The sequence below is a fragment of the Paenibacillus etheri genome (assembly GCF_001012825.1).
GTDB classification, from domain to species: Bacteria; Bacillota; Bacilli; order Paenibacillales; family Paenibacillaceae; genus Paenibacillus_AQ; species Paenibacillus_AQ etheri.
In genome coordinates this window covers 457,302-482,636 of record NZ_LCZJ02000019.1, presented here as the reverse complement: position 1 = coordinate 482,636, position 25,335 = coordinate 457,302, and the positions used below count along the sequence as shown (strand labels likewise).

General features: G+C 44.0%; 22 protein-coding genes and 2 pseudogenes. 20 read left to right on the top strand and 4 right to left on the bottom strand.

Annotated elements, in window-relative coordinates:
* The first annotated feature begins 23 nt into the window (after positions 1–23).
* The 5 genes from UQ64_RS11710 (at position 24) to UQ64_RS11695 (ending at position 3,844) form a co-directional block, all read left to right on the top strand.
* Positions 24–1,052: a cache domain-containing protein gene (locus UQ64_RS11710; protein ID WP_060623635.1), complete on the top strand. Its 1,029-nt coding sequence runs from the start codon at positions 24–26 to the stop codon at positions 1,050–1,052.
* Positions 1,053–1,172: 120 nt separating this feature from the next.
* Complete coding sequence (locus tag UQ64_RS30800) at positions 1,173–1,346, top strand: hypothetical protein (protein ID WP_156417519.1); 174 nt, start codon at positions 1,173–1,175, stop codon at positions 1,344–1,346.
* Between the two features lie 463 nt (positions 1,347–1,809).
* Positions 1,810–2,391 carry a hypothetical protein gene (locus tag UQ64_RS11705; RefSeq protein ID WP_060623634.1) on the top strand — a complete coding sequence of 194 codons (582 nt, stop codon included), beginning with the start codon at positions 1,810–1,812 and terminating at the stop codon, positions 2,389–2,391.
* Between the two features lie 183 nt (positions 2,392–2,574).
* A complete protein-coding gene (locus tag UQ64_RS11700; protein WP_060623633.1) occupies positions 2,575–2,961 on the top strand; it encodes a hypothetical protein in 387 nt (128 codons plus the stop codon).
* A 139-nt stretch (positions 2,962–3,100) separates the two neighbouring features.
* Positions 3,101–3,844 (top strand): GNAT family N-acetyltransferase, encoded by a 744-nt coding sequence (locus UQ64_RS11695; RefSeq protein WP_060623632.1) that lies wholly within the window; start codon positions 3,101–3,103, stop codon positions 3,842–3,844.
* Positions 3,845–4,166: 322 nt separating this feature from the next.
* Here the strand turns inward: UQ64_RS11695 and UQ64_RS11690 are convergent, their stop codons facing one another.
* Both UQ64_RS11690 and UQ64_RS11685 read right to left on the bottom strand, forming a co-directional pair.
* The gene (locus UQ64_RS11690) at positions 4,167–5,945 is read right to left on the bottom strand and encodes a cache domain-containing sensor histidine kinase (protein ID WP_082651084.1); all 1,779 of its coding nucleotides are present in this window, start codon (positions 5,943–5,945) and stop codon (positions 4,167–4,169) included.
* Positions 5,926–7,167: a response regulator gene (locus UQ64_RS11685; RefSeq protein WP_060623630.1), complete on the bottom strand. Its 1,242-nt coding sequence runs from the start codon at positions 7,165–7,167 to the stop codon at positions 5,926–5,928. Before UQ64_RS11685 ends, UQ64_RS11690 begins: the two co-directional genes overlap by 20 nt.
* Positions 7,168–7,474: 307 nt before the next feature.
* Here UQ64_RS11685 and UQ64_RS11680 point away from each other — a divergent pair, with 307 nt between their 5' ends.
* The 3 genes from UQ64_RS11680 to UQ64_RS32560 all read left to right on the top strand — a co-directional run bounded on the left by UQ64_RS11680 (position 7,475) and on the right by UQ64_RS32560 (position 12,211).
* Positions 7,475–9,652, top strand: coding sequence for a beta-galactosidase (locus UQ64_RS11680; protein WP_060623629.1), 2,178 nt, complete (start codon positions 7,475–7,477; stop codon positions 9,650–9,652).
* A 57-nt stretch (positions 9,653–9,709) separates the two neighbouring features.
* On the top strand, positions 9,710–11,881 hold the full coding sequence (locus UQ64_RS11675; protein ID WP_156417518.1) for a GH92 family glycosyl hydrolase: 2,172 nt from the start codon (positions 9,710–9,712) through the stop codon (positions 11,879–11,881).
* A 195-nt stretch (positions 11,882–12,076) separates the two neighbouring features.
* Complete coding sequence (locus UQ64_RS32560; protein WP_280818183.1) at positions 12,077–12,211, top strand: hypothetical protein; 135 nt, start codon at positions 12,077–12,079, stop codon at positions 12,209–12,211.
* A gap of 39 nt (positions 12,212–12,250) precedes the next feature.
* Here the strand turns inward: UQ64_RS32560 and UQ64_RS11670 are convergent, their stop codons facing one another.
* Positions 12,251–12,841: a helix-turn-helix transcriptional regulator gene (locus UQ64_RS11670; RefSeq protein ID WP_060623627.1), complete on the bottom strand. Its 591-nt coding sequence runs from the start codon at positions 12,839–12,841 to the stop codon at positions 12,251–12,253.
* A gap of 244 nt (positions 12,842–13,085) precedes the next feature.
* Here UQ64_RS11670 and UQ64_RS11665 point away from each other — a divergent pair, with 244 nt between their 5' ends.
* The 8 genes from UQ64_RS11665 (at position 13,086) to UQ64_RS11630 (ending at position 20,310) form a co-directional block, all read left to right on the top strand.
* Complete coding sequence (locus UQ64_RS11665) at positions 13,086–13,751, top strand: ThuA domain-containing protein (protein WP_060623626.1); 666 nt, start codon at positions 13,086–13,088, stop codon at positions 13,749–13,751.
* A gap of 18 nt (positions 13,752–13,769) precedes the next feature.
* Positions 13,770–14,873, top strand: a complete 1,104-nt coding sequence (locus UQ64_RS11660) for a Gfo/Idh/MocA family protein (RefSeq protein WP_209445759.1) — start codon at positions 13,770–13,772, stop codon at positions 14,871–14,873.
* 290 nt (positions 14,874–15,163) lie between these two features.
* Positions 15,164–15,703 (top strand): GNAT family N-acetyltransferase, encoded by a 540-nt coding sequence (locus tag UQ64_RS11655; protein WP_060623625.1) that lies wholly within the window; start codon positions 15,164–15,166, stop codon positions 15,701–15,703.
* A gap of 415 nt (positions 15,704–16,118) precedes the next feature.
* A complete protein-coding gene (locus UQ64_RS11650; protein WP_060623624.1) occupies positions 16,119–16,640 on the top strand; it encodes a GNAT family N-acetyltransferase in 522 nt (173 codons plus the stop codon).
* A 500-nt stretch (positions 16,641–17,140) separates the two neighbouring features.
* Entirely contained in the window at positions 17,141–18,262 is a 1,122-nt protein-coding gene (locus UQ64_RS11645; protein ID WP_060623623.1) for an AAA family ATPase, read from the top strand.
* Positions 18,263–18,396: 134 nt separating this feature from the next.
* Positions 18,397–19,356, top strand: a complete 960-nt coding sequence (locus UQ64_RS11640; protein ID WP_060623622.1) for a vWA domain-containing protein — start codon at positions 18,397–18,399, stop codon at positions 19,354–19,356.
* A gap of 41 nt (positions 19,357–19,397) precedes the next feature.
* Positions 19,398–19,757, top strand: coding sequence for a GIY-YIG nuclease family protein (locus tag UQ64_RS11635; RefSeq protein WP_060623621.1), 360 nt, complete (start codon positions 19,398–19,400; stop codon positions 19,755–19,757).
* A gap of 73 nt (positions 19,758–19,830) precedes the next feature.
* The gene (locus UQ64_RS11630; RefSeq protein WP_060623620.1) at positions 19,831–20,310 is read left to right on the top strand and encodes a DUF6530 family protein; all 480 of its coding nucleotides are present in this window, start codon (positions 19,831–19,833) and stop codon (positions 20,308–20,310) included.
* An 81-nt stretch (positions 20,311–20,391) separates the two neighbouring features.
* Here UQ64_RS11630 and UQ64_RS30795 read toward each other — a convergent pair.
* A pseudogene (locus UQ64_RS30795) lies at positions 20,392–20,505 on the bottom strand (short-chain dehydrogenase); the annotation flags it as partial.
* Between the two features lie 124 nt (positions 20,506–20,629).
* Here UQ64_RS30795 and UQ64_RS11625 point away from each other — a divergent pair.
* From UQ64_RS11625 to UQ64_RS32080, 4 genes and pseudogenes are all read left to right on the top strand, one after another.
* Positions 20,630–21,544 (top strand): annotated as a pseudogene (locus tag UQ64_RS11625) (ArsR/SmtB family transcription factor).
* A gap of 154 nt (positions 21,545–21,698) precedes the next feature.
* The gene (locus tag UQ64_RS11620; RefSeq protein WP_209445783.1) at positions 21,699–22,724 is read left to right on the top strand and encodes a phosphotransferase enzyme family protein; all 1,026 of its coding nucleotides are present in this window, start codon (positions 21,699–21,701) and stop codon (positions 22,722–22,724) included.
* A 21-nt stretch (positions 22,725–22,745) separates the two neighbouring features.
* Positions 22,746–23,669, top strand: a complete 924-nt coding sequence (locus UQ64_RS11615; RefSeq protein WP_060623618.1) for an aminoglycoside phosphotransferase family protein — start codon at positions 22,746–22,748, stop codon at positions 23,667–23,669.
* A 342-nt stretch (positions 23,670–24,011) separates the two neighbouring features.
* Positions 24,012–25,335 (top strand): endo-beta-N-acetylglucosaminidase (locus UQ64_RS32080; protein WP_425339586.1); only part of this gene is annotated, 1,324 nt, incomplete at its 3' end.

The window sequence follows — 25,335 nt, the reverse complement described above, 5'->3', positions numbered from 1 at the left end:
CCGGAGGGGGATGGGGGAGTTATATGTTCAGATCATTCGGCCGCAACATCCGCCTTGTCCTGGTGCTGTTTATTACCGTTTACATTGCCGCTTCGAGTTTCATTTTGTACCGTACTATCGAGCATAGAAGCTTGGACATGCTGCGGCAGTTGTCCGTTCAATACATTGGCCAGCAGCATAAGAACACTCTTTTGTTCATGAACTGGCTAGAGGAGACCTCGAAGCTTATCTCCAACAATCAGGTGGTACAAAACGCTCTGAAAAAACCAGCGTACGATGGAGCGATTTCTCCGATACTTGAGGGCATTCGCTCCTCCAGCAGTGACATTCTCGGCATTTATATTTGGGGTGAAGCAGGGGGGACTTACTCCTCGAGCAATGTGTCGGGGCTTCTCCCCTTTGCAGAGATCAAGAAGGTTCCGGGGATGGAACAATTTCTGGATAACCGGGAACAGACTTTGCGCTGGACGGTGCTGAACCGGGAACATCTAATGAACGCGCCTTCTGATCTGCGCGACCGTCTGCTGCTTGAGGTGAAAATTCAGAACAAGGAGGGGCAAATTTTAGGTCTGCTCTCGCTCGAAGTTGAAATTGACAAGCTGTACAGCTTCTATCTGTCAGGTAAGAATACGATCTACGGCGAGAATGAAGTTTATCTGCTGACAAGTAACGGAAAGCTACTGAATGCGGCGGATGTGCCTATGAAGCGACTGCAAGAAATTAGAACTGCGCTGGCCACACCAGAGAAGGATAATCCAGCTATGCCGGAAGAACAAGATAGTTCAAGTAGCGGTGCTATGGATTTGTTGGAGCGTGAAACGGCCGACGGCTTGATATTGCTCTATCCGCTGCCCGAATCGGACGAGCGGATAGTCACCTATATCTCTGCAGACGGCATGAACACAGAGCTGCGGACATTTAAGTATTTAATGATCGTTTTAAACATCGTCGTGTTCATAGTGTTCTGGTTGCTGATTTCAATGCTCAGTGGCAGTATTGTTAATCCGCTGAAACAGTTGTATTTGAAAATTAACTCCACGATGAAAGACTAAGATTGGCAGTCTGATTCTATGAAAACTAGCTGTGTAATTTCAATCTACCCGCTAAAATCAGCAAAAGATACTAACTTTCAGCACTTATATCTACTCAGACAAAGAGGTGTCCCCAAAGCAATGAATGGGTTGCTTGTGCTTGGGACGCCTTTTGATGTTTTAGTAGAATGGATGGAAGTAGAGGGAGATGCGCTCCGCAAACTAACCTATGCTGCACCAACATATCACTCCTGGCAGATAAAACTAATGTGCCTTAGCCGAAGTGTATTTCATACAACTATTGAGGGCAATTAATATTTGAAGCAAGGTTTAGTTGCATTCACTACACTTATTATTCGAGAAAATAGTCGTTGTCAACGAAAAAGGAAAGTATAGATGTACCTAATACACTTAAACGTCGGCCTTCGCAAAATAGGGCGTTTTAGTTGTAAGAAATACAACTAAAACGCCTCTATTCAGAAGTGTTTCTAATTCACCAGCGTCATCCAGCTCTAAGTGCAGCCTCGCCATCAACGTCCCCATGTTACGCTCAGAACGTTTACTTATGGGGAAAAATGCAACTGTCTACCAGTTGCTCGCTTGGCTTCAGTTCTTCGCCATTCAAGCTTCTTACGCTGGACTTCAGCAGATTAGTGGGAAAAAGAGGAGGAAGACTGATTACGGAGAACACTATTATTTAAGAATTACGCGACCACGGCCAAAACTATAATTTATATTCATTAAAAAAGAGTGTAATTGTAGGGGAGAGTAGCTAATTATGAGGAAATTCTACTTTGTTTTGCTTATTATCGTTATTTTGTTTTTATCAGCTTGTCAATCATCAGAACAATTAAAGCCGATTAAAGAAGAAACAATTAATTTCGATATAAACATGGCAATTGAAATGGTTGAGAAGAAAGAAAAAATGATCATTGATTTAGCGTTGAGAGAAAAGGTGTCAAAACTGGAGTATAAGGAATTAGAAAAATCTTTTACCGATGAGTTTGGAGTCCATGCTAAGGATATTCTATCTATGTTATTTATCAATAATATGGATTCCGATCCTGAGTCAGATATGTATGTACAACAGAACACTTTATATCCAACTGTCTTTCATAAAGGAATAACTATAACAAATGCGGTCATTTATAAAAGTTACTTCGAGAATGAGTTTTTTAATCAAACTAGATTAAGCATTAAGGAAGAATATGTTGGTGATGATGAGAAGTTAAAGGATTGGAAAAGAGAATACATTTTTACTCCAAACAAAAATGGAGAGTGGGAATTAAATGGATATTCTGGAGTGATGAATTACTTAGGTGAAGATTATAATATGAATTATTTAGAGTTAAAAAGGTAAATAGTTAATCATTGTAGGTCATTCATGTCGATATGGCAAAAGAATCTCATGGAGCACAAGATACAAACTACCGAGGGATCGTGCGTTCGAACCAACAATTATAAATTGCGGGATTCATAAGATTGGCTGCCTTTTATTCAACTATCGGCGGGATTGCGGAAATCTGAGTACAGGAGGTGGAAAGTGAAAAGACCTTTAGGCGTTACTTTAATTAGTTGTTTCTACATTTTTGGTGCAGTTGCATTGATTGTCACAGCAATATTCTTTAATGCAGATGCCGATGAATTTGGCATAGCAGATAGGTTTGGTTTACCAAACTTTCCAGAACAATTATTTAGGGTTATATTGGCTATTAATTCCCTTGTTCTAAGCTATGGTTATATGCGTTTGAAAAAATGGGGGTTTTGGTTGATGATTATGTACTCATTTGGATTTGGTTTAATAAGTTATAATCTATTATACTCTCAGAATCAACAACCATTTATTGGGAATTTGATTTGGTCAGCAATTGTACTCATTTATTCGTTTTTTGTTAGAAAGTCCTTTTTCCTCACAGAAAAGAATGGATAATTCAATGAATACATTCAATTAATGGACAGGTTAATAGAGTACATAATTAGCTTAGCAGGGAATTAATGCTGTCATATGCAATGATCACAGGAAGAGCGAACTTTGAATAACCGTTGGCGCAACGAAAGGAAGGGTAACTATGTTTCTGACACAACAAGAAATGCTGTTCATTGTGCAATCACAACTTGCAATTGACCTAAATTGCTCTATCGATGACCTGAACGGTGAGAGGGACAGCATTATTTTTGTTGAAGCTAAGAAAAATCCTGGAAGTAGACCATTTCCAAGAAAGGAACGTTATTTCGAAATCCTGTCTATGGGAAAATCAATTGTAGTATCGGCAACACCGGAACGCTTGTTAATTGCAAAAACTCAGATGCAGGGCAAAAACAGAGATACCGTATTCTCCTTGCCATTTATCAGAGGTCTCTACTTACATTTTCTGCCCGATGTAAAAAAAATAAAGCCCATGGCACCAACGAATTGTTTTACATTTGAATTAATTAAGCGAGAAGAAGTGGTCAGTTTATTTGATGTTACGAGATTCAATGAAGCTATTATTTATGATACGAATCTTCCCTGGCAGACCAATCTAGCTGTACTTGCAAAGCAAGACGGGAAAATTGTTGGTGTGGCAGGAGCAAGCAAAACCTGTGCAAAACTGTGGCAAATCGGCATAGAAGTATTACCACAATATCGTAATTTGGGATTGGCTAGTTATCTTGTAAACAGGCTAACTTTTGAAATATTGGAACGCGGAGAAATACCGAGTTATGACTTAATTTCCAGTAACATTGCATCACAAAGAGTAGCTCACCGATTAGGATATTTTCCCGCATGGGTGTCTGATTGGCGATGCAATTTCGAAGGACTTGAACAGTAATTATATTTCAAGATGCTTCAATGAACGGGACAGGTCAGTTAAATGAAACAGCGACAGTCTAAAACTTATTATATGGATTCTAACGGTTTGACAATTCGAAAAGCCGCGTGGAATAAAGACATTCAGTCTACTACTTTATTGTCTGCTGACAACCGCTAGCCCACAAACGGTTCGTTTTCTCATTCGTTTTCGATAGAATATCTACCCACACTGCTCACACGTCAAAAAAAGAAATCGTTCTTTGTGAGAAAAGTGGAAGTACCACCTACCTCTCAAAAAGGAACGATTTCATTGTATTGTCCGCATTCATTAACAATCCTCACTAATTGGGCAGCTCCTTCTTCAAGCTGATCGTAACCGTGGTGCCTTGCCCCGGAGTGCTGGAGATGCTTAGCCCATATTGAGGACCGTATTCCAGCTTGATCCGTTCGTCCACGTTTCGTAGGCCATATCCGCTCTGGAACAGTACATCTTCCTTAGCTTGGCTAAGGGTCGCACCGTTGGCAAAGCCGACCCCGTCATCAGTCACGGTAAAACGAATCTCATCCTCCAGCAGCTCGCCTTTAATCCAGATCCGGCCCATACCACGTTTCTCGCTGATGCCGTGCTTGATCGCATTCTCTGCGATAGGCTGAAGAATCAGCTTCAAAATGCGGACCTTTCGCAGCGATTCCTCAATGTCGTATTCAATCTCGAACTTATTCGGAAAACGCATTTGCTCGACCGTAACAAAGCTCTCCACCAAACGGATTTCTTCGTCGACGGTGACAAATTTATCACCTTTATGCAGGCTAATCCGAAAAAAGGTTGCCAGAGAAGAAATTAGCCGCTCGATGTCGGGCTGCTTCTTCAGCCGGGCTATCCAGGCAATCGCATCCAGCGTGTTATAGAGAAAATGAGGATTGATCTGCGATTGCAGCGCGGTCAGCTCCGCCTTGCGCTGCTTCTCTTTTTCCTCATCTTTTTCAAGCATTAATTGGCTGATCCGTTCTACCATCTGATAGTAGCTGTTCTCTAGCTGGAAAATCTCATCGACCTGTGCCCGCTGCTCATAGACAGCTGCTAGGTCTTTTTTGCCAAACAGACTCAGCTTCTTCTTCAAGTTCAGTAGTGGTCGGGTGATTTTGGCCGCCAGATAAAAGGAAAGAATCAGTAGCACAATGAAGGTAACACTGGCGAAAAGAAGGGCATTTCGGTTACCCTTGGCAATTCCCTCCAGCAACTTGTGGCTAGAAATCACACTGGTGAACTCCCAGCTAACACCAAGCGTCTCCAACCTAGGATTCAAAGGATAAGTAGCAATGATATAGGAATTTCCGTTATCTGACCAGGTGCGGTAGCCTTCTTTCTGACCCGGGCGAAGAGGGGCATTCTCCTCCAAAAAATTGCCCAAGAGCCGCTTGTCGGGGTGAGATATAATCCGGTCGCTGGAAGTCAGGAAGGAGTAGCCAATGCCAGTGAAACTGGAGGAATAAAGATCTGCCAAGGCTGCTTCTCTGACATAGATGATGACGACCCCGATATTTTGACCCGTATTGAAGTTCCGGAATTGCTGTCCGAAGGGGATATAGGCATTGCCGTCTCCATCCCGTTTAATTTCACCGACAACAGGCATGCTGCTCTCCTGTATACGTTTAATGAACAGGGCTTCAGGAACCTCGAGCATCTGCTCCTTAGACTGATAAGAGTAAAGCATATTATCATTGGTGTTGATAATCACATTGCCCACGAGATCATTCTGTGCCAGCATGCCGTCGATGATAGCCCCGATCCGTGATTCCTTGTCTGCTGCCGGTAGGGAATCGTTATTAATGATCTGGTAAATGTCGCTGTTCACCAGAAATCGCAGGAACAACATCTGAATGTCATCGACCATCAACTCCACACTGAGCCCAATTTGGCGCTGAGTCTGGACCACATGACGATACAGATCCTTTTGCAGATAGGTATAGGAATAGAGGTTAAAAATAACAAGCATCAGCACCAAATGCAGAGACAATCCCACTAACAGGACAACAACAATCCGGCTTTTGATCTTGAACCTCCGCATCCAAGAATCCATCCGGTTGACCATCGTTAGCTTAACCATAGGTTTTTGCATATTCGCTCGGCGGGATGCCCGTCATCTTTTTGAAGATCTGGCTAAAGTATTTGGAGTCGGTGAAACCAACCTGATTGCCCACCTCATAGACTCGGTACATCGGATTGCGCAGCATACGTTTGGCTTCTTCAATCCGATATTCCGTCAGACATTCATAGAACGTCTTGTTCAAATCTTTGCGGAATAGATGCATTAAATGGGTTGGACTGACGAACACCGCAGCAGCAACCATCTCCACGGTAATGTTCCCAGCATAATGCTCCCGGATAAAAGCGAGGGCGTCTCTGATTTCACGCCGGCATCGAGCTCCGGCCTCTTCCTCAGCGTACAGCACACGTTCAATACCAGACAATGCACGCTGCGCAGCAAGCACAGCCTGTTTGTATGAATCTACGATTCCGTTCCAATCTTCAGTAGGTTTGCCGATGCCTACGCTGAGAGCCTGGCCGAAATGCTGCTGGCTCCATTCCGATAGCTGCTTACCTAATCTGCGGGCAGAATCCCCGGCAAGCTCAGGTTCCTCGGTTCGGAGAATCATAACCCACTCCAGACGGCTATCGCGGAACAGACAGAGCTGATCAAAAGAATACGCTTCCAGAATAACCGCTGCTTCATCCTCTAACGCTTTGCCTATAGCATCTCCTTGAAGGCCGTTATCAGCAGGGTAGGTTATGGACAGCGGCAGCATAGCTTTTCCCGGTTCCAATTGAAGCTCCAGGAGCTTTATCTTACTTGCTATGAATTCCTCACTATGCAGCTGGTCATGCAGTAAATCCTGCCAGAATTGTTTGGAGATCGAGGCGATTTCCTCATTAAGCTGTGAATATCGGTTAGAGAGTTGCTTTTTCCCCAGGATTTCATCGCCAACGCTTCGTACTGTATCTGCGAGTTCTTCTATATTAATAGGCTTCAGCAAATAGGTGGAGGCGCCATAACGCAGTGCAGCCTGCGCATATTGAAATTCGTCATAACCGCTGAGTACGACAATGCCTACGAGCATGTCCTGCTCCCGTATTTTCTCGATGAGTTCAAGACCGTTCATATAGGGCATGCGGATATCGGTAATAATCACATCCGGGCGGTACTGTAGTGCAAGCTCCAAACCCTCCTCACCATTACTGGCTTCTCCTATGATCTCGACGTTGTACTCTGCCCAGTCTATGGTTTGGGTGATGCCCATACGGACCAGATATTCATCATCTACTACAAGCGCTTTCAACATTGGCCTCACCTCGAAGTAGTTTCTAATATGTCTTACAGTCATTATAAACATGAAACCACTTTTAGAGGAGCGGTAATTTCTTAGTTGTCAGGATCACAAACGATTTCGCAGTATATTCCCCGGTGGCTATGTACAAAGATGGCGACATTGCAGAAGTTCTAAACATTTCAACAGCTTCGCAAACCGTTTCATAGGATTCCATCCTAACTTTTGCAAAATACACTGTGGTAGACTTTAACCGTAAAAGAGCTGTAAGCGCTTTTATAAATACATGATATCGAAATTGAACGCTGTAGGAGGAGTACCCTTGATACAAAATTCATTTATTCCATTCGGGTTTCAATATTACCGTTCCCCGACTCCTTTTCGGGATCAATGGGAGAAAGACCTGAGCAATATTGCCGGGCAGGGCTTCAATTGTGTGAAGTATTGGGTGCAGTGGCGCGCCAGTGTGTCCAAAGAAGGGATCTACCAGTTCGATGATATTCAGGTGCTGATGGATATTGCCCAGCGGAACGGCTTAAAGGTCATTTTGAATGTGATTTTTGATGTGGCGCCAGCCTGGTTTAGTAAAAAATATCCTGATTCCAAAATGATCACAGCAGACGGTTCCGTTCTGGAACCTAGGGCAATTAACTGCCGCCAGATTGGCGGAGCACCTGGACCCTGTTATCACCATGCAGCTGCGGCCACGGAGAAGGCGGAATTTCTAGCGGAAACAGTGAAGACTTTCAAAAATCATCCCGCCCTCTGGGTGTGGGATTTATGGAATGAGCCTGAGCTCACGACAGGAATTAAGCGCAAACTGTCTTTTGACAACCAAGTATGCTATTGCGGTCATTCCGTGCTGGCATTCCAAGAATGGCTGAAAAATAAATATATTACTCTGGAAGCCCTAAACGAATCATGGCAGCGGACTTACGGAAGCTGGGAGGAAGTAGAGGCACCACGTGGACAAGGCGTATTCAATGATCTGGTGGACTGGCGGTTGTTCATGTCCGGTACTTTGACAGATGAGCTGCGGAGCCGGGTAGATACAGTGAAGTCGCTGGATCTGCTACATCCTGTTATGGCACACACTGTGCCAGCCCCTATTTTTAATATGATTACAGCAGGTTCAGACGACTTCAAGCTGGCTGAGCTTTGTGACCTGACAGGCAATAGTCTGGGGTCCTCAGCCTGGTCAGCTGATTTGCTGATCTCTGCCGCCAAAGGCAAACCGATTATCAACTCGGAGATTCATGCGCTGCCGGGCAATACGGCGATGAAGCCGCGCCAGCCGGAGCTGCGAGAAATGAAGCGGCATATTCTGACCCCGCTCGCCCGTGGCATAACAGGATATCTGTTCTGGCAGTATAGACCGGAGGTATTAGGACAGGAGGCTCCGGCTTGGGGCAGTGTGTATTTAGACGGTAGTCCAACCCCATGGTACAAAGATATGGCCCAACTAAATAAGCTTGTGCAAGACAATAAGCAAGAGCTTTTGCAGGCAAAACGGGGTGGAGACGGGATTGCTATTCTATTCAGCCCACAGAACCAAATCGCCAACTTTGCGGCACATGATCATCTGGACACCTATAACGATTCCCTGCAGGGCGTCCATAAACTGCTTCATGAACTTAACTATAAAGTGGAGTTTCTGCATGAGTCGGATGTTACGAAACAGACATTGGAGCAATACCGCTGCCTGTGGATGCCTTATCCACTGTATCTGAACCGTAAACTGTGTAACCTCCTGCGTGAGTGGGTGGAGAAGGGCGGCATATTGATTTCGGAATGCTCCTTCGGAGCGCTTCAGGCAGAGAATGGCTGTCACAGCTATACAGTTCCCGGTTATGGATTTGATGAAGTCTTTGGGGTTCGGGAGACTTGGATTCATTCTGCCGAGAATCTGGATCATAGCTATCATCAGGTAGCATTCGAATCACGGACGGCGATCCCACTCCTTAATGTAATGAAGCACAGCAAGGAAGGGGAAGCAGCCGCAGATGATAAGGCACACGGCTCCTATTACAAATCGGATATTGCGCTGCAAAGTCATGTGAAGGTCCTAGCCGAATTTGCCGAGGACGACATGCCTGTGTTGACGGCCGCCGCTTATGGCAATGGGCGTGCTGTGTGGTTCGGCACCTTGCTTGCGGCTGCCTACTGGCAGGATGGACATACCGGAACGCTCCAGCTGGTGCGCGATCTTTTACAGCGAGAATTGAAGCTACAGCCGAATGTGCAAGTAAGCGGAGGTGTCCGCGCTGATCTTTCCGAGTGGGAAGTTGAAGAAGACAGAGGTGCGTTCCTCTATGTGCATAATGAAGGGAACGAATTGGCAGAAGCCAAAGTTACGCTGCCTGCCCTTTATACTTCAGCAGAGCCATGGTTTGACGATGGGAATGCCAAATTTCAGCCCATAAATCCGTTTGAAGCTTCAACGACTCAACTGTCGATACGAGTAGAAGCAGGAGATGTTCAAGTATTTCGATTATCTTAGCCGGCAGCAGTTAAGGTCAGAGATTATAGAGCTGGTGAAAGCCAGCCAAAGGAGTGTATCCATTTGGGTTTGTTAGATTATGTTAATCCATTGCAGGGGACTAAGTCGGATTTCCGCTACTCACACGGCAATACGCTGCCGCTTACAGCCATGCCATTTGGCATGGCGGCTTGGAGCCCACAAACCCATGAAGCAGGGGGGACCTGGTTCTTCCATCCACACCATCGCCACCTGGAGGGCATCCGATTAACTCACCAGCCCAGTCCTTGGATCGGAGATTATGGACATCTAACACTGATGCCGCAGACTGGACCGTTATTGCTCAGTCCTGGTTCGCGCTCTTCTTCCTTTAAACCGGAGGAGATGCAAGTGTCCCCTCACTACTTCGGTGTGTCTCTTCAGCGATATCGTACCCGACTGGAGCTGACCCCTACAGAGCGCGGTGCGATGATTAGAATAACATACGCTAAGGGACAGCAGAACAGGCTCATAATAACACCGCTAAAAGGTGAATCTCAACTCACCTTTCAACCGGAGAAACGCAGGATCATCGGCTATACAAGAGGCCATACCGCCGGAGTACCCGATAATTTCGCGATGTATTTCGTCTTCCAATTCGACACTGACATTCTCATGGAGGCGTCGGGAATTTTTGACGGGGATTACCAACCTCTAGGGTCGAATGAAGGTACAGGCGAAAAGCTGGGCGCATACGCAGGATTATCCATACCAGAATCCGGTATAGTAGAAGTGAAATGCGGTACTTCCTTTATCAGTGGAGAGCAAGCGCAATTAAATCTCGACCGGGAGGTTGGTGGGCACAGCTTCGGAGAGATCTTGAGCAAAGCAGAGGCAAGCTGGGAAGAACGGCTGAGCCGCATTGTTGTCGAAAGCGCGGATGAAGAGAACCTCCGCACCTTTTACAGCTGTATGTACCGGACCTGCCTGTTTCCTAGAACGTGGCATGAATATAACGAGCAAGACGAGCAAATTCATTACAGCCCTTTTAACGGCAGTATTTGCCGGGGTCCAATGTATTCAGATATCGGACTGTGGGATGTATACCGGACCAGCTTCCCGTTATACAGTATCCTGTTTCCATCCTTGCTCGGTGAGATCATGCAGGCTTGGACATTAGCTTACAGTGAAAGCGGCTGGCTGCCGAAATGGCTGTCACCAGGCGAACGCAGTGCCATGCCCGGCACATTGATTGATGCGGCAGCTGCAGATGTCGTAGTCAAGGGTATCATCGGCTTCGATGCAGAGGTGCTATACGAAGGTTTGTTAAAGCATGCAGATCGTCCGGCAGCGGACGAGAAGCTGGGCAGACGAGGGCTTGAATTGTATTTGCAGAACGGTTATCTGCCACATGATCGTTTCCATGAAAGTGTAAGCAACACGCTGGATTATGTATACGGAGATTTCTGTATTGCTCAGGTTGCCAAAGCACTTGGCAAAATGGATGATTATGAGCGATTTATGACCCGGGCGCAGAACTACAAGTTGCTATTTGATCCGACGGTTGGGTTTATGAGAGGTCGCAACGAAGACGGTACTTGGCAGGAGGAATTTGATCCCTTGGCGTGGGGCGACCCGTTCTGTGAAGGCGGGGCTTGGCAAGGGAGCTGGGCAGTGCCCCATGACTTCCCGGGATTAGCCGGGCTGATGGGTGGCGAGGAAGCTTTTGTTCAGCGTCTGGACCAGTTAATGGTCGAGGAACCGATATTCAAAGTGGGTTCTTATGGCTTGGAAATTCATGAAATGTCGGAAATGGCCGCGGCCGATCTGGGGCAGTTTGCCATCAGCAATCAGCCCAGCTTCCATATTCCTTATATTTTCGCCAGACTTGGGGCGTTGTCCAAAACACAGTACTGGGTTCGCAAAACCATGGCTAAACTGTTCAACAGTGGAATGGATGGCTTGCCCGGCGACGAGGATAATGGCAGTATGGGTGCCTGGTATATTTGGAGCGCCATCGGCCTGTATCCGTTAAGTCCCGGAATTCCGGAATATGTGCTCGGCAGTCCCCTATTTGATAAAGTAACTATTCAGCTTGAAAATGGGCGGCAATGGGTCATTGAAGCGGAAAACAACAGCTCCGCCAATGTGCACAGTAAATCGATCCACTGGAACAATACGCTTTGGGAGCATCATTCTTTGCCTCATGAAGAGATTATCAAAGGCGGTGTCCTGAAGTTCAGTATGTGTCCGGGGGCAGACCCGTCATAAGAGCAATGCAAGGCAGTCCGGAACATTCCGGGCTGTTTTTTGTTTTATAGATGAAGTGAGAACTGGCCTTTACAGGCAATTCGTGAAATGGCAAACCATTTCGCAGCATTCCCGCCTGTTTTTTTTGGGGTAACATGTCTAATATCGAAGAGAATGAAAGCGCTTAATACGAGTGCGGAGAGGAGGAATCAACTTATGACTTTAAGGCTTCATTCCAAAAGAAATCGACTTATCACCATTCTGATTCGCTCTGATTGCGGGAAGTATGCTGCTGATTGGCGTGATGAATGTGCAGGCTCCACAAGCAGAAGAACCACTTCTGACCCTTAACGGACAGGAGGTCACTGTAGCGGAGTTCAACTGGCATCTTCAAATGAATCGGGCACTGACTTGGTTAATTCGGATGTTACTGAGGTACGCAATGTAACTCATACCTGAAATGCTTTTGAAGAAGCGGGAGAAATAAAAGAGACTCATATTAGCTTGGCGTGCAGCGTCAGCAAGTGTGATGGCATGCATGTAGTTGAGGTCGAGGTATTCAAGAACCTCTTGCATGATCTTCATGTTAGTGATACGCCTTTTGTCTTTCTGCGGATTAATCTTTTCCAAAGGGAGATGCCGTAAAATAAGTCCGCTCCATTCGTGCAACAAGCCAATGATTAGTTGTTCATGATATTCAAGCTTCTGATTATATTCACGCATGAGTTCCAGCATGACCGCAGAAAGACGGTTGTTAATATCTTCATCTTCTGATCTTGTAGCAAATCGTTTCTCTATAAAAGGTAAAGTCAGTCTCACATTCAGGGGCCATCCACCAGGGAAACCGATCAACGAAGGATTGAAAATAATCAGCATTATCTTGGAGCTGCTGTCTTTGCTGTCATAATAGTGGATGTCTCCGCTGCTGCAAATAGCCATAACACCCGTCTCCAAGACCTTCGTTTCCGAGTTGATTCCCATCCGAATCGATCCTTCAAATACATAGACAATACGGTAAAGGGAAACGTCGATTGATAGGTTCTATTTTCGTGAAAGGCTTTCATAAGATCTCCTGTTTATGTTATTTGAATTTTATGTTTACCTCTAAAACTTAGCAAAAAATGACCATTCATACAAGTGAAATGGCGAGCAGTCCCCTCCGATATGGATTACAATTTCATCAGATGGACGAAAGGTTGACTACATAGATAAAGGAGATTGCAGAATGACAAAGAAGGCACTGATTGTAAAAGGTGGATGGGATGGGCATGAACCGAATGAAGTAGCTGCGATTTTTGCTGGCATTCTAGAGTCTGAGGGTTTTGAGGTTGAAGTATCTGATACACTAGATAGCTTCAACAGTGCAGAGGAACTTGCAGACTTAAGTCTTATTGTACCGGTGTGGACAATGGGAGAAATCAGCAATGATCAGGTATCTTCGGTTCTGAAGGCTGTAGCTTCTGGAGTAGGAATTGCCGGTTGTCATGGAGGGATGTGCGACTCCTTCCGTAACAATACAGATTGGCAATTTTTGACCGGATCTCAGTGGGTGGCGCATCCATTTAACGATGGGGTAGAGTACGAAGTCAATATAATACACTCCGGCTCAAGTCCCATTGTGGAGGGTATCCAAGACTTCAAGGTGAAATCAGAGCAATACTATTTACACGTGGATCCTGCAGTGGATGTTTTGGCAACAACTACGTTTGTGATGAGTGAGGGTGAGCATTCAGCGAATGGTGTCATCACGATGCCCGTTGTATATACGAAGAAATGGGGAAAAGGTAAGGTTTTCTATAATTCACTTGGACATCATGCTGATGTTTTCGATATTCCGGAGGCCAAGGAACTGATGCGAAAGGGCTTTTTATGGGCGGCTAACGAAAACTGAGAGAAGGTGGGAATGATCTTGCGCAAAGTGAAGGTAGGTATAGTCGGCTGTGGAAACATCAGCAGCATTTATTTTGAAAATTTGAATGGTACCTTCGTTAATACGGAGGTTTATGCTTGTTCTGACTTGGATAAGGAACGAGCAGAGCAGGCAGCGGAGAAATATGGAGTTCCTCATGTATGGACCACAGAAGAATTACTTGCTTCAGAAGAGGTTGAAATTGTCGTTAATCTGACAACGCCTAATTTTCATTTTGATGTGTGTAAGCAAGCCTTGCTAGCTGGTAAGCATGTGTATGTGGAGAAGCCATTATCCCTTTCTCTGGAGAATGGTACCGAGCTAGTTCGCCTGGCGAAGGAAAAGAACCTGTTCCTCGGCTGCGCACCAGATACTTTCCTCGGAGGCGGTCTGCAAACCTGCAGTAAGCTGATTGCGGATGGTTATATCGGGGAGCCGGTGGCAGCAACTGCCTTTATGCTTTGTCATGGACATGAAAGCTGGCATCCTGATCCAGAATTTTATTATAAAGCCGGTGGCGGACCCATGTTTGACATGGGACCCTACTATCTTACTGCCCTAGTGTCCTTGCTGGGCCCGGCTAAAACAGTATGCGGCATCACCAAAACCTCCTTCCCTCAAAGAACGATTACTAGCGAAAAGAAGTTTGGTAAAGTCATTGATGTAGAGGTGCCTACACATGTTGCCGGAACGATTGAGTTTAGTAGTGGTGCCGTGGCAACGATGATCACTAGCTTTGATACTTGGCACAGCACTTTGCCGAGAATCGAGATCTATGGATCGCAAGGAACTTTGATTGTACCTGACCCCAATAACTTTGGAGGACCGATCCTTCTACGTCCGGCGCACAGCCCAGAATTCCAAGAGATCCCGCTTATTTACAATTATGCAGATAACAGTAGAGGCATAGGGGTAGCGGATATGGCTCGCTGCATCGACACAGGGGAAACGCCACGTGCAAACGGAGAACTCGCCAATCACGTACTTGAGATTATGCATGCATTCCATACAAGTTCCGACTCTAAACGGTATGCGGAACTAGTTACCAGCTGCGAGCAACCCAAGCCACTGCCGCTAGGTTTAGTTAAAGGGTATTTAGGATAGCATTTACTTAGAGTAAAATGCTGAATGTAACGCTGTAGATAATCAGCTTTCAAAAGGGTAGAAGACAGATCTATAAGTCGTCTACCTTTTTTGGTCTGATGTTTTGCTGAGAAAGTCAACCGCTATGGATAATCGTTTCACTTCTTAATTCCTTCGCAATATTCAGAATAGCTCGATTTAAATCTTCGATAAATAGTTCATATTATTTTCAGCTCGTTTAATCCGCCCTTTCGAGTCTACTAGCCTGTGTTATAATCTTCTAAACATATTAGATTGTGGAGATGGTGGAGATGCTAGAACAGAAAGTGAATATCCGTTTTCCAGAGGAAGCAGATGCAGAAGAATTGACAGCAATGTACTTGCGAAATCGGGATTTTTTCGAGAAATTTTCTCCTACCACCGCGGAGGAATTTTATACGGTGGAGCATCAGCTCCAAATGATTCAAAAGAGTAGGATCGACAGGGCGGAGGACCGAAAATATAACTTTGTGATATATCACGTAGAAGACAAACGAATTATTGGTAGTATTGGGCTGTCCTTTGTCATACGAGGCCCACTTCAAAGCTGTATGATTGGATATAGTCTGGATATCGAATATAATGGCAATGGTTATATGACAGAGGCTGTAAAGCTGGTGGTACGCTATGCCTTCGAAGAGCTAAAGTTTCACCGGATTACAGGGGAAGCATCTCCCCGAAACCCCGGATCTATCCGCGTACTTGAGAATGCTGGATTCCACAAAGAGGGTATTTCCCAACGTAATGTGAAAATCAATGGAGTGTGGGAGGATCATCAGGTTCTAGCTATTATCAATCCTTCTGATTTATAACTAGAGATCTCGATTTAAAGATAGTATATATAGAATCAAATGGGTAGATTAGACGGATGTTGGAAATTGCTTATATTGGGAAAGTAATAGGAACACTGAAAGCTGGCTCGTCAATTTTTAAAAGAACGTAATAATTCTATCAATTAAAATAAGGCCTATGTTGAATCTCATCTGACTAGAAACGAATCAGACACTAACGCCAGAAAAGAGTTCGACATTTCAATACAGAAACTGGCCCGGGTCGGAATTCAGCTGGAGAGAGACAACACCCAATCCATGTTTGAGACCGGACGGATTTCTAGACAGAGCATGAAGGAACTAAAACGTATTATCCTCTTCATGTGAGCACGATCTGCGAGAAGAGATGAATTAAATGAAATATCTAACTATTTTGCGGATATCGGAGGTTAAATCAATGACCATTATCATTAGACAAGAAAAAGTTGAAGATATTAACGACGTTTACCATGTTGTCCAAAAAGCATTTGAAAAAGTGGACTATTCAGACCATGATGAACACAATTTGGTAAATAGGCTTAGGCATTCTACAAAGTTTATTCCGGAGTTGTCTCTTGTAGCTGAATACGAGAATAAGATCGTGGGTCATATTCTTTTTACAGAAATAACAGTGGATGGTCATACTTTGATTGCGCTTGCACCTGTTGCTGTATTACCAGAAATGCAAGGTAAGGGGATAGGGAAGTTACTGATTACAGAAGGCCACAAAATAGCAACACAGCTTGGTTATAAGAGCTCTATTGTTCTGGGTCATGATAAGTATTATCCGAAGTTTGGTTATAAAAAAGCCAGTCAATATGGTATAGAAGCACCATTCGAAGTTGCTGAGGCTAATTTTATGGCCGTTGAGCTTATGGATGGCGCACTTTCAGATGTCCATGGGGTTGTAGAATATGCTAAAGAATTTTTTGAAGAGTAGATGATATATATCATAAATGACCTCTAATGTAATGGGGTGATTTCGACAGCGGAAAGGGTGTTTCAAGCCAATAATGGCTTGAAACACCCTTTTTTTTGTGAAGGATATATTGTGTTCCAAGGCTCCACATTTTCTTTTGTTAACAGAATCAAATAACACCTTAAATAAAGGATTGTGGATTATCAGAACTGATACCGGCTTGACGAATAACTTTATCCTGTATAAAATGAAGCAGTGATTTAGTAAATTAGTAAATTAGTAAACGAGTGAATTGTTAAATTGGAGTGAAGTAATGAAAATACCAATAAATTTAAAGTATAGTCCTGTTGTCATGTTGGAGAGGTTCGAGGATTTTTTCCCCTTGTATTCAAGGTGGAATTCAGACACTTCTTGTGCGGAATACTGAAGGAACTTTTATTGGCAGGGTTTCGGGTGCGATCATGCCTGTTTTTTTATGGGGATGATGGGCTCAGCATCAGGATAAGGAGGAGGAGAATGAAATGCAAGAACATGAAGAGTATTATTTGTCACCTATGAGATTAATGACAGATGCAGAAAAAAAGCTGATTTGGGAAAAGCCAATATCTCATAAGGTCAGCGAAGAAGAACTGCGTATTAGTAAAGAAGTAAAGCGAAACTGGAATCGCGGAGAAATGAAAATTGCCAATATTCTGTTAGAAGGTGATGCCGGCTCTGGTAAAACACAATTAGCCAAAGCATTATCCTCTAATTTCGGGCTGCCCTATACGAAGGTGACTTGTTTTGCGGATATGGATAAATCAGATATTATGGGAGCTATTCTGCCGGTGATTTCTTCTGAACAATTAGAGAAATTAGAGCCCGCGGAGCAAATCGTTCTGAAAGCTTTATATGAAAGCGATGGTTTTCAAAGCACGACTGAAATTTTAATGGCTGCAATGACAATTACGCAGGAACAAGCTGCTTCTAAAATGAGGCAATTGCTGAAGCTTGCTATGGAACATTCTAATGGTGAAGCTGTTGAATACCGATTCTATCCATCTGAGATTGTTAGAGCCTATCAAAAAGGTTATCTTTTAGAAATACAAGAACCAAACGTTATTCGGGATGCTGCGGTACTCATGGCGTTAAACTCTGCTTTGGAACTGGACGGCAGCATTAATCTTCCTACCGAAATCATACGCAGACATCCCGACTTCATAGCGGTCATTACAACCAATCGCAGCTATGTAGGATCTAGGCCATTAAATGAAGCATTGCGTGACAGGGTCCAACACTCAGAAAAAATGGATCTGCCCACCAAAGAAATCATGATCGAACGTGCAATAGTCAAAACAGGTTATAAAGACGAGAAAGTATTAAGCGTATTAGCAGACACCATTATTATGTTGGACAAAACAGCCCGGGCCAATGCTATCAAAGGCGTGGCTGGAATGCGCTCCTTTTTCTACTGGACAGATGCAGTTGCAGCAGGAGCCTCGGCAAAAGGATCTCTTTATCATAAGGTCATCTACAAGATCACAACGGATTCCGAAGAAATCAGGCTATTAGAAGAAGCACTCGAGAAGCATGACTTGTTATGTGGTTTAGATGCAGCTCTAATTGAAGTAAAAAAAAACGAGATTTTAACGGAGATGCGATAGAAATTAATTCATGGGGAGAAATAGGTGTCACTGAGGTTGATCATGATAACATTGTTGATGAAGCAGGGATCGTACTAAAAAAGTCTGACGACAGTGAAGAGGGTTCTTCCCGTTTACCCGATGAGTCTACCGATATGGAAAGTTCAGATACGGGAGAAATCGGCTCTCCAAAATATCATCAGGCAAATCCCGACCCCATGTCAGAGGATGATAAACAAAAAGACCGCGATTTCCGTAAAAAGCTTAATCAAGCCGCGAGAGAGCTCGTGACGAATTCTGTTCATGAAAGAGTAAAGCTCATTGTTCACCGTCCAGATTACAATCAGGAGATCCAACAGGAATATGTCAGACTAAGCAAGGAACTTATTCCAATCGTTCAGGAAATTGCCAGAAAGACACTTCCGCTCTTAGAACATGAAACGTCTTCCGATTTTGAGCGGAACCGTTATTACGGTAGCAAGTTTCAAGCTGACAGCGTTGCTTATAGGGACTATAGGTATTTTGCCAAAAAGCGACTTCCAACGGAATCACCTTCCCTTGTAGTTGGTCTAAGGGTGGATGAATCTGCATCGATGTCAGCATTTGGGAGATTAGAAGCTGCCAAACGAGCGGTAATCGCGGTATATGAATTTTGTCAAATTTGCGATATTCCGATACTGATTTATGGCGATACTGCTGATGTTTCCAAGATGGAGCAAATGTCGATCTTTGCTTATACTGACTTTGATAAACCAGATCCCGATGATCGATTCAGGCTGATGCGGATTCAGGCGAGAAGTAATAACCGTGATGGGATGGCCCTTAGAATTATGGGAGAACGGTTAGCTGCTTCACCGCATCAGACTAAGCTGTTAATTAGCATCAGTGATGGACAGCCCAAAGCAATGGACGATTATACCGGAAGGTACGCAGTTACAGATATGCAACAAACCATAGAGGAATATGAACGGAAAGGCATTACATTTCTAGCAGCCGCAATCGGTCAAGATAAGGATGTTATTAGTGAGATTTATGGTAACGAAAGATTTTTAGATATTACAAATTTACGTAAGTTTCCTGCAAGGTTAGTTCGGATTATCGCTCGATATTTATAATTTTCAAGAATATTAATTAACTACGATAAGGAGAGAAAGATATGGATATGAATAAACGCAAAGAGCTGATCGAGGAGTACAAACAAATCAAGACTTATATGGGTGTTGCCCAAATCAAAAACCAAGTCAACGGCAAAATCTTTATTGATAGTTATCCTAATTTGAAAAACAAATGGCTTACCTTGCAAATGCAGCTCGATATGGGGAGATTTGCAAATGCCCAGTTGCAAAAGGATTGGAAAGAATTCGGTGCAGATGCGTTCACTTATGAGGTACTAGAGCAGAAGGAAATAGACAAAGTAACTGATATGCGTTGGGAACGGAAGAAAATCTTAAAGCCATGGTTAGAAAAGCTACAGCCCTACGGAGACAAAGGTTATAACAAACCACGAATTGACTAACGATGAAATCCAAGATAAGATGAAACCGTCGTTTAGTAAATTAGTAAAATAGTAACTGGAAGGACGAAAAAACATGAAAATACCTACAACTTTAAAACATAAGCCTGTTGTCGTGTCAGAAAATTATGAGAAGGTTGACGGCCGAATGGCCGGAAACACGGATGCGAAAGGCCTTTCCTTGGGATTAGCCCAGTGGAATGATAGAGGGAAGGTCGATATCTCGGCCAAAGTATGGAGATATACGGGAGAAAAATGGTCCAGACAATCGGAAGAGCTGCCTCTTCATCGCGTGCTTGATTTGTCCATTCTAATTTGTCGGTCGTTGGAACATTTCCGTGAAGCGTATAGATATGAGAATTTATATGACCCGGAGCAGCCCGTCATCGACCGTGTTGGCCTGCAAGGAGATGCTATGACTGTGGCGGTTTGTACGGATAATGAGCGAATTAATGAAGATATTAAGCTGTTCAATCAAGCTCTGAGCGATGACGGTGAAATGATCGGTGAGCGTCTGAGCACGTTATCCAAAATATTAAAGGATATGGGATATTAATTAGAAAGTGGCAGTCAATTGGGGCAAAGAAGCCTTCGTGACTGCCACTTTTTTTATATAGTTCAGATCGTTTCCCTTGATTTACAGATGAGATCCGCCACTAGCATCAATTAATTGACCGGTTACCCAGCGGCTATCCGATGAGGCAATATCAGCGGCAATATCAGCTATATCTTCCGATTCTCCCCACCTGTTGACATCTTCTGCTTCATTTTGTCTTTTTCCATAATGTACGGCGACCATTGCACCCTCCTGCGCCAATCGTAACGCTATGCCGCGACCAATTCCCCGGCTTGCAATAGTTTAGGGGAGTATGATAATGATCAAAGCGAACGGTGAAGCAAAATTCATGGCATTATATGAGGCACTCGCAAGCGAAGTCAGATGGAGAATTATGAGTCTTGTTGCAGATAACGAAATGAATGTGAAGGAGATTGCAGCGAAGTTAGAACTTAGCCCCTCTATAGTCACCATGCACATTCGAAAGCTCGAACAAGCCCAATTAATCGTAAGCCGTAGGGTACGCCAAAACGGAGGAACTCATAAAATGTGCTTCCTTAAACAAAAAAACATTGAGATTGAGCTACCAATTGCCAGGTAAACGCCTAGGGTCAGAGAGCAAACAATATCTGTCGGTCATTATACCTCGTTTGAAGTTCATCCAACCTGCGGACTGGGCACGCGCGAGATGAAGATAGGGGTTTGGGACGACCCGCGCTACTTTCTCGATCCCGAGCGAGTCAATGCCGCCATTTTGTGGTTCGGGAGAGGTTACGTTGAGTACAAAACGCCTAACTATCTACTTCCTCATCAAACTCCCGAGGCCATCGAAATTTCAATGGAAATTGCTTCTGAAGCACCAGGCTTGAGGGACCATTGGCCTTCTGATATTCAGTTCATTTTTAATGGCCAGACGCTTGGAACCTGGACCAGTCCAGCAGACTTCGGAAGAGCTGCGCGAGGCATATATACTCCGAAATGGTGGCATCGAAATGTGAATCAATACGGATTATTGAAGTCGATTCGAATTGACAATGCAGGCACATATATTAATGAAGAGAGGGTGTCGGACGTGACTATCGCTGATCTTCAGCTACGAGAACAATTTTGGACGCTTCGTTTCGCAGTAAACGAGAAGGCTGTTAATGTTGGCGGTTTGACACTTTATGTGGCTGGATTCGGTAACCATGACCAAGATATTTTAATTCGTGTGTACCTAGGAACGATGACCTAATGAAACAGGATATTTCAGTTATAGTTGTTTTCTCCATCCAGTTTATCAGCTGGAGCTGGTAAACTATCCATATATTGAAGGAGTTGAGAGGAGAGATATTCTGAATTATAACGAGGTTATTAAAATTGCTGATACAAACTTACTTCCATTAGTGATGGAATTGTACGGATTGGAAGGTTATGAAATCAGGCTTATCCATGCACATGAAGGAGGACGGAATGTCGCATATAACTGTGATAAAGCTGATTCTGAAGCAAAAATAATCAGAATTGCCTTCTTAAATGACAGAAGCCGGGAAGATTTTTTGGGTGAAGTTGAGTATATTAGATATTTATTTGAGCATGGTGGAAGTGTCTCGGATGTAGTCAACTCCCGAAAGGGGAATCTGCTGGAAGAGATTACTCATAACAATCACACTTTTTATATCTGCCTATTTAATAAGGCTAAGGGAAAAATGCTCGTGGAAAATAATTATCAGTATCGGGAAGGCGTTCCTATTACTGAATACTATTATAACTGCGGTAAAGTCCTTGGAAAAATGCATCAATTATCGAAGGGATATACGCCTGTCCATTCTCGGTATAATTTTTTTGATAAATATAATGCCGATTATATAGATAAGCTAATACCTGACTCGTTATCTCTGCTGAAGGAGAAGCTGGTAGATCTCCTTACAACCTTAGAAGGGATGGACAGGAATCACGAGTCTTTTGGGATGGTACATTTTGATTACTGCGATGGGAATTATATGATCGATTTTGATACAGGGCAAATTACTGTTTTTGATTTCGATAACTCCTGCTTTTGTTGGTATTTGTTTGACCTGGCAGGTCTCTGGACACAAGGCGTGGGATGGACACAATTCGAACCAGATGCTGGTAAACGTAAAAAATTCATGGATGATTATTTTGAAGTAGTCCTCGAAGGATACAGATCTGAGACCGCGATCGAACCGTCGATGTTGGATAAACTGCCCTTATTTATTCAAGTGACGCTCATGGAAAATATTGTAGATGCATTCGAGGTCATGCGAAACAATGGTGAAGAGCCATCATGTGATGAGGAATTATCCTACCGCATAAAATGCTTGGAAGACGACATTCCATATATGGGTTTTTTTGATGACATTTACTCGTGTGAAGAACCCTTTGATTATGAGGAACGAGATATTAGACTCTAATATACGGGAGTTGGAGCTACAGTGACTTACGAGAAGCCAAAATTGGTCATGAGTGAAATTGAAAAAGTATTGGAGAATCATCTTAGGCCGGGTTCGACTGAGATTACACCACTTTCCGGTGGCAATATAAGTAACGTATTTTCTTTTATCCTCGATGGAAAAGGCTATGTTGTGAAATTCAGCGATCTGGCAGGAGCGTATGAAACAGAAAACTATGTATCGAATTTGCTGTCAAGTCAGAACATCCCTTTCCCAAAATGTTTGGGGTTAGGAAGAACTAGCCAGTTAACCTATCTTATCATGGAACGAATGGAAGGGCGTAACCTATCCGATTGCACGGCAGAGGAACAAACTCTTCATCTGCCTGAAATTATCAGCATTTTAACAAGAATGGCCGCAGCGGATATTGGAGCAACTAACGGGTATGGGTGGATCGGTGCTAATGGCAACGGGTCCCATACATCTTGGAAGGACTTCGTCGTTGCCGTAAATGCGGAGGATCAAACGGGAACGTTCTGGGAGAACTGGCATGATCTCTTCCGCACGACTTGCCTGGAGAGGGACGTATACGAAGAAATATACTGTCGGTTGATGGATTATGTACCTTATAATGAATCGAACAGAAGCTTTATCCACGGAGATTTTCAACAGTGGAATATTTTGTCCAATGGAACACGAATTACCGGCATTATTGACGGGAATTGCATGTACGGTGATTTTCTCGTTGACCTTGCGATTTTAGATCGGCATATGCCATGGAGTGATGTCATTAAGGCGTACCAAAACTATCAAGAGAAAGCTGGAATAGTGACCCCTTATTTTAAGGAGCGGCTAATGGGTGCCTATTATTTCAAGGGACTAGATGGACTTCGATTCTACGCTAAGATGGGATGGAACGATGCTTATCAGAACACACGGCAATTTCTTTTAAACCTGACAGCTTAACAACAGCAGGATTATTATTCATGTAAAATATTCTTTTACCAATACCCCGGGTATCTGTGATATAGCATTTGCTGTTGAAGAAATTGCTTCGAAAATCCAGGTAATGATTCAGTCAACAGTCCAGTGGTGATTCTAAATAACATAAAAAGATTGAGAGCACCTGTTGTTTTAATAGGGGCTCTTTTATATTTATAGAGCGAAGTTAAGGCTAGCACCCAAGCTTCAGGCTTACAATCTGTAATAATTGCACCTGGACTTGTCATTAATCCACTATCTACAGCTGTGTCCGACTTGTTAAAATGTAAGCGCAATCATATTAACTATCGATTGGAGGAGTATGGCATGAAAAAGATTGGTGCAGGTTTTATATTCTTATTGGTGATGTGCGCAGCATTATCCACAACTGCGTTCGCTAAACAGCCTTATTCATCCTACTGGTATCCAGAGCAATTGCTTCAGTGGAGTCCTGCATCCGATCCGGATGCGGCATTTAACCAGAGCACAGTCCCGCTGCAAGATCGTTTTGTGACAGATGGTGTCAACTCCCATGCGACTAAAGCGCCCAAAGTTATGGCATTATCAGCGCTGAACTCGGGAACAAGTGGCGTACCATCACAAGGTTCGGACAAATTTGGAGCTAACACGTTTTCTTATTGGCAGTATGTTGACAAGCTGGTCTATTGGGGCGGTTCTGCCGGTGAAGGGATCATCGTTCCACCAAGCGCGGATACCATCGACGCAGCTCATAAGAATGGCGTGCCAATTATCGGAACAGTATTCTTCCCACCCACTGTGTATGGCGGGAAATTTGAATGGGTGGAGCAAATGCTTCAGCAGAACAGTGATGGCTCGTTTCCTGCTGCAGATAAGCTGATCCAGGTTGCGAAGTATTACGGATTTGACGGTTGGTTTATTAACCAGGAGACTGAGGGTGGAACACCAGCTGACGCACAGAAAATGAAAGCTTTCCTAAGTTACCTAGAATCGCACAAATCTGCATCTATGCAAATCGTATGGTATGACTCCATGACCAAGGAGGGCAGTATCAGTTGGCAAAATGCACTAAATGACAAGAATGCAATGTACCTGCAAGACAATAATAAGAAAATAACAGACAGTATGTTCCTGAACTTCTGGTGGAAGGATCTTAAAAGCTCGGCTGAGAAGGCCAAAAGCTTGGGAAGAACGCCATATGATTTATATGCAGGCATCGATGTCGAAGCCAAGGGCTACGATACGAATGTGAACTGGAATTTGCTGTTCCCGGATGGTCAACCTGCCGTCACTTCCCTTGGTATTTACCGCCCGGACTGGGCTTTTAACAGCGCAGAGAGTATGGAGGATTTCTTCGTACGTGAGAACAAATTTTGGGTGGGACCAAACGGGAACCCGGGAAACACCGCGAGCGGTCAGGCTTGGAAAGGGATCGCAAACGATATCATCGAATCATCCCCTATAAATAAGCTGCCTTTCATCACCAACTTCAATACAGGAAGCGGACAGAAATATTATGTTCGTGGGAAGCAGGTTCGAGATAAGGGATGGAATAACCGGAGCCTGCAGGATATCTTACCAACATGGCGCTGGATCGCAGACAGCAAAGGAACAGCACTTACTCCGGCGCTTGATTGGTCCGATGCGTATTACGGCGGTAGCTCTCTGAAGG

What these genes read in the sequence shown, in the direction of transcription:
- UQ64_RS11685 (WP_060623630.1), bottom strand. Translation starts at nt 7,167, where the DNA reads ATGTTGAAAGCGCTTGTAGTAGATGATGAATATCTGGTCCGTATGGGC.
- UQ64_RS11695 (WP_060623632.1), top strand. Translation starts at nt 3,101, where the DNA reads ATGTTTCTGACACAACAAGAAATGCTGTTCATTGTGCAATCACAACTT.
- UQ64_RS11630 (WP_060623620.1), top strand. Translation starts at nt 19,831, where the DNA reads ATGAAAATACCTACAACTTTAAAACATAAGCCTGTTGTCGTGTCAGAA.
- UQ64_RS11710 (WP_060623635.1), top strand. Translation starts at nt 24, where the DNA reads ATGTTCAGATCATTCGGCCGCAACATCCGCCTTGTCCTGGTGCTGTTT.
- UQ64_RS11640 (WP_060623622.1), top strand. Translation starts at nt 18,397, where the DNA reads ATGGAAAGTTCAGATACGGGAGAAATCGGCTCTCCAAAATATCATCAG.
- UQ64_RS11705 (WP_060623634.1), top strand. Translation starts at nt 1,810, where the DNA reads ATGAGGAAATTCTACTTTGTTTTGCTTATTATCGTTATTTTGTTTTTA.
- UQ64_RS11650 (WP_060623624.1), top strand. Translation starts at nt 16,119, where the DNA reads ATGACCATTATCATTAGACAAGAAAAAGTTGAAGATATTAACGACGTT.
- UQ64_RS11635 (WP_060623621.1), top strand. Translation starts at nt 19,398, where the DNA reads ATGGATATGAATAAACGCAAAGAGCTGATCGAGGAGTACAAACAAATC.
- UQ64_RS11665 (WP_060623626.1), top strand. Translation starts at nt 13,086, where the DNA reads ATGACAAAGAAGGCACTGATTGTAAAAGGTGGATGGGATGGGCATGAA.
- UQ64_RS11690 (WP_082651084.1), bottom strand. Translation starts at nt 5,945, where the DNA reads ATGCAAAAACCTATGGTTAAGCTAACGATGGTCAACCGGATGGATTCT.
- UQ64_RS30800 (WP_156417519.1), top strand. Translation starts at nt 1,173, where the DNA reads ATGAATGGGTTGCTTGTGCTTGGGACGCCTTTTGATGTTTTAGTAGAA.
- UQ64_RS11670 (WP_060623627.1), bottom strand. Translation starts at nt 12,841, where the DNA reads ATGGGAATCAACTCGGAAACGAAGGTCTTGGAGACGGGTGTTATGGCT.
- UQ64_RS11620 (WP_209445783.1), top strand. Translation starts at nt 21,699, where the DNA reads ATGGAATTGTACGGATTGGAAGGTTATGAAATCAGGCTTATCCATGCA.
- UQ64_RS11655 (WP_060623625.1), top strand. Translation starts at nt 15,164, where the DNA reads ATGCTAGAACAGAAAGTGAATATCCGTTTTCCAGAGGAAGCAGATGCA.
- UQ64_RS11645 (WP_060623623.1), top strand. Translation starts at nt 17,141, where the DNA reads ATGCAAGAACATGAAGAGTATTATTTGTCACCTATGAGATTAATGACA.
- UQ64_RS32560 (WP_280818183.1), top strand. Translation starts at nt 12,077, where the DNA reads ATGACTTTAAGGCTTCATTCCAAAAGAAATCGACTTATCACCATTCTG.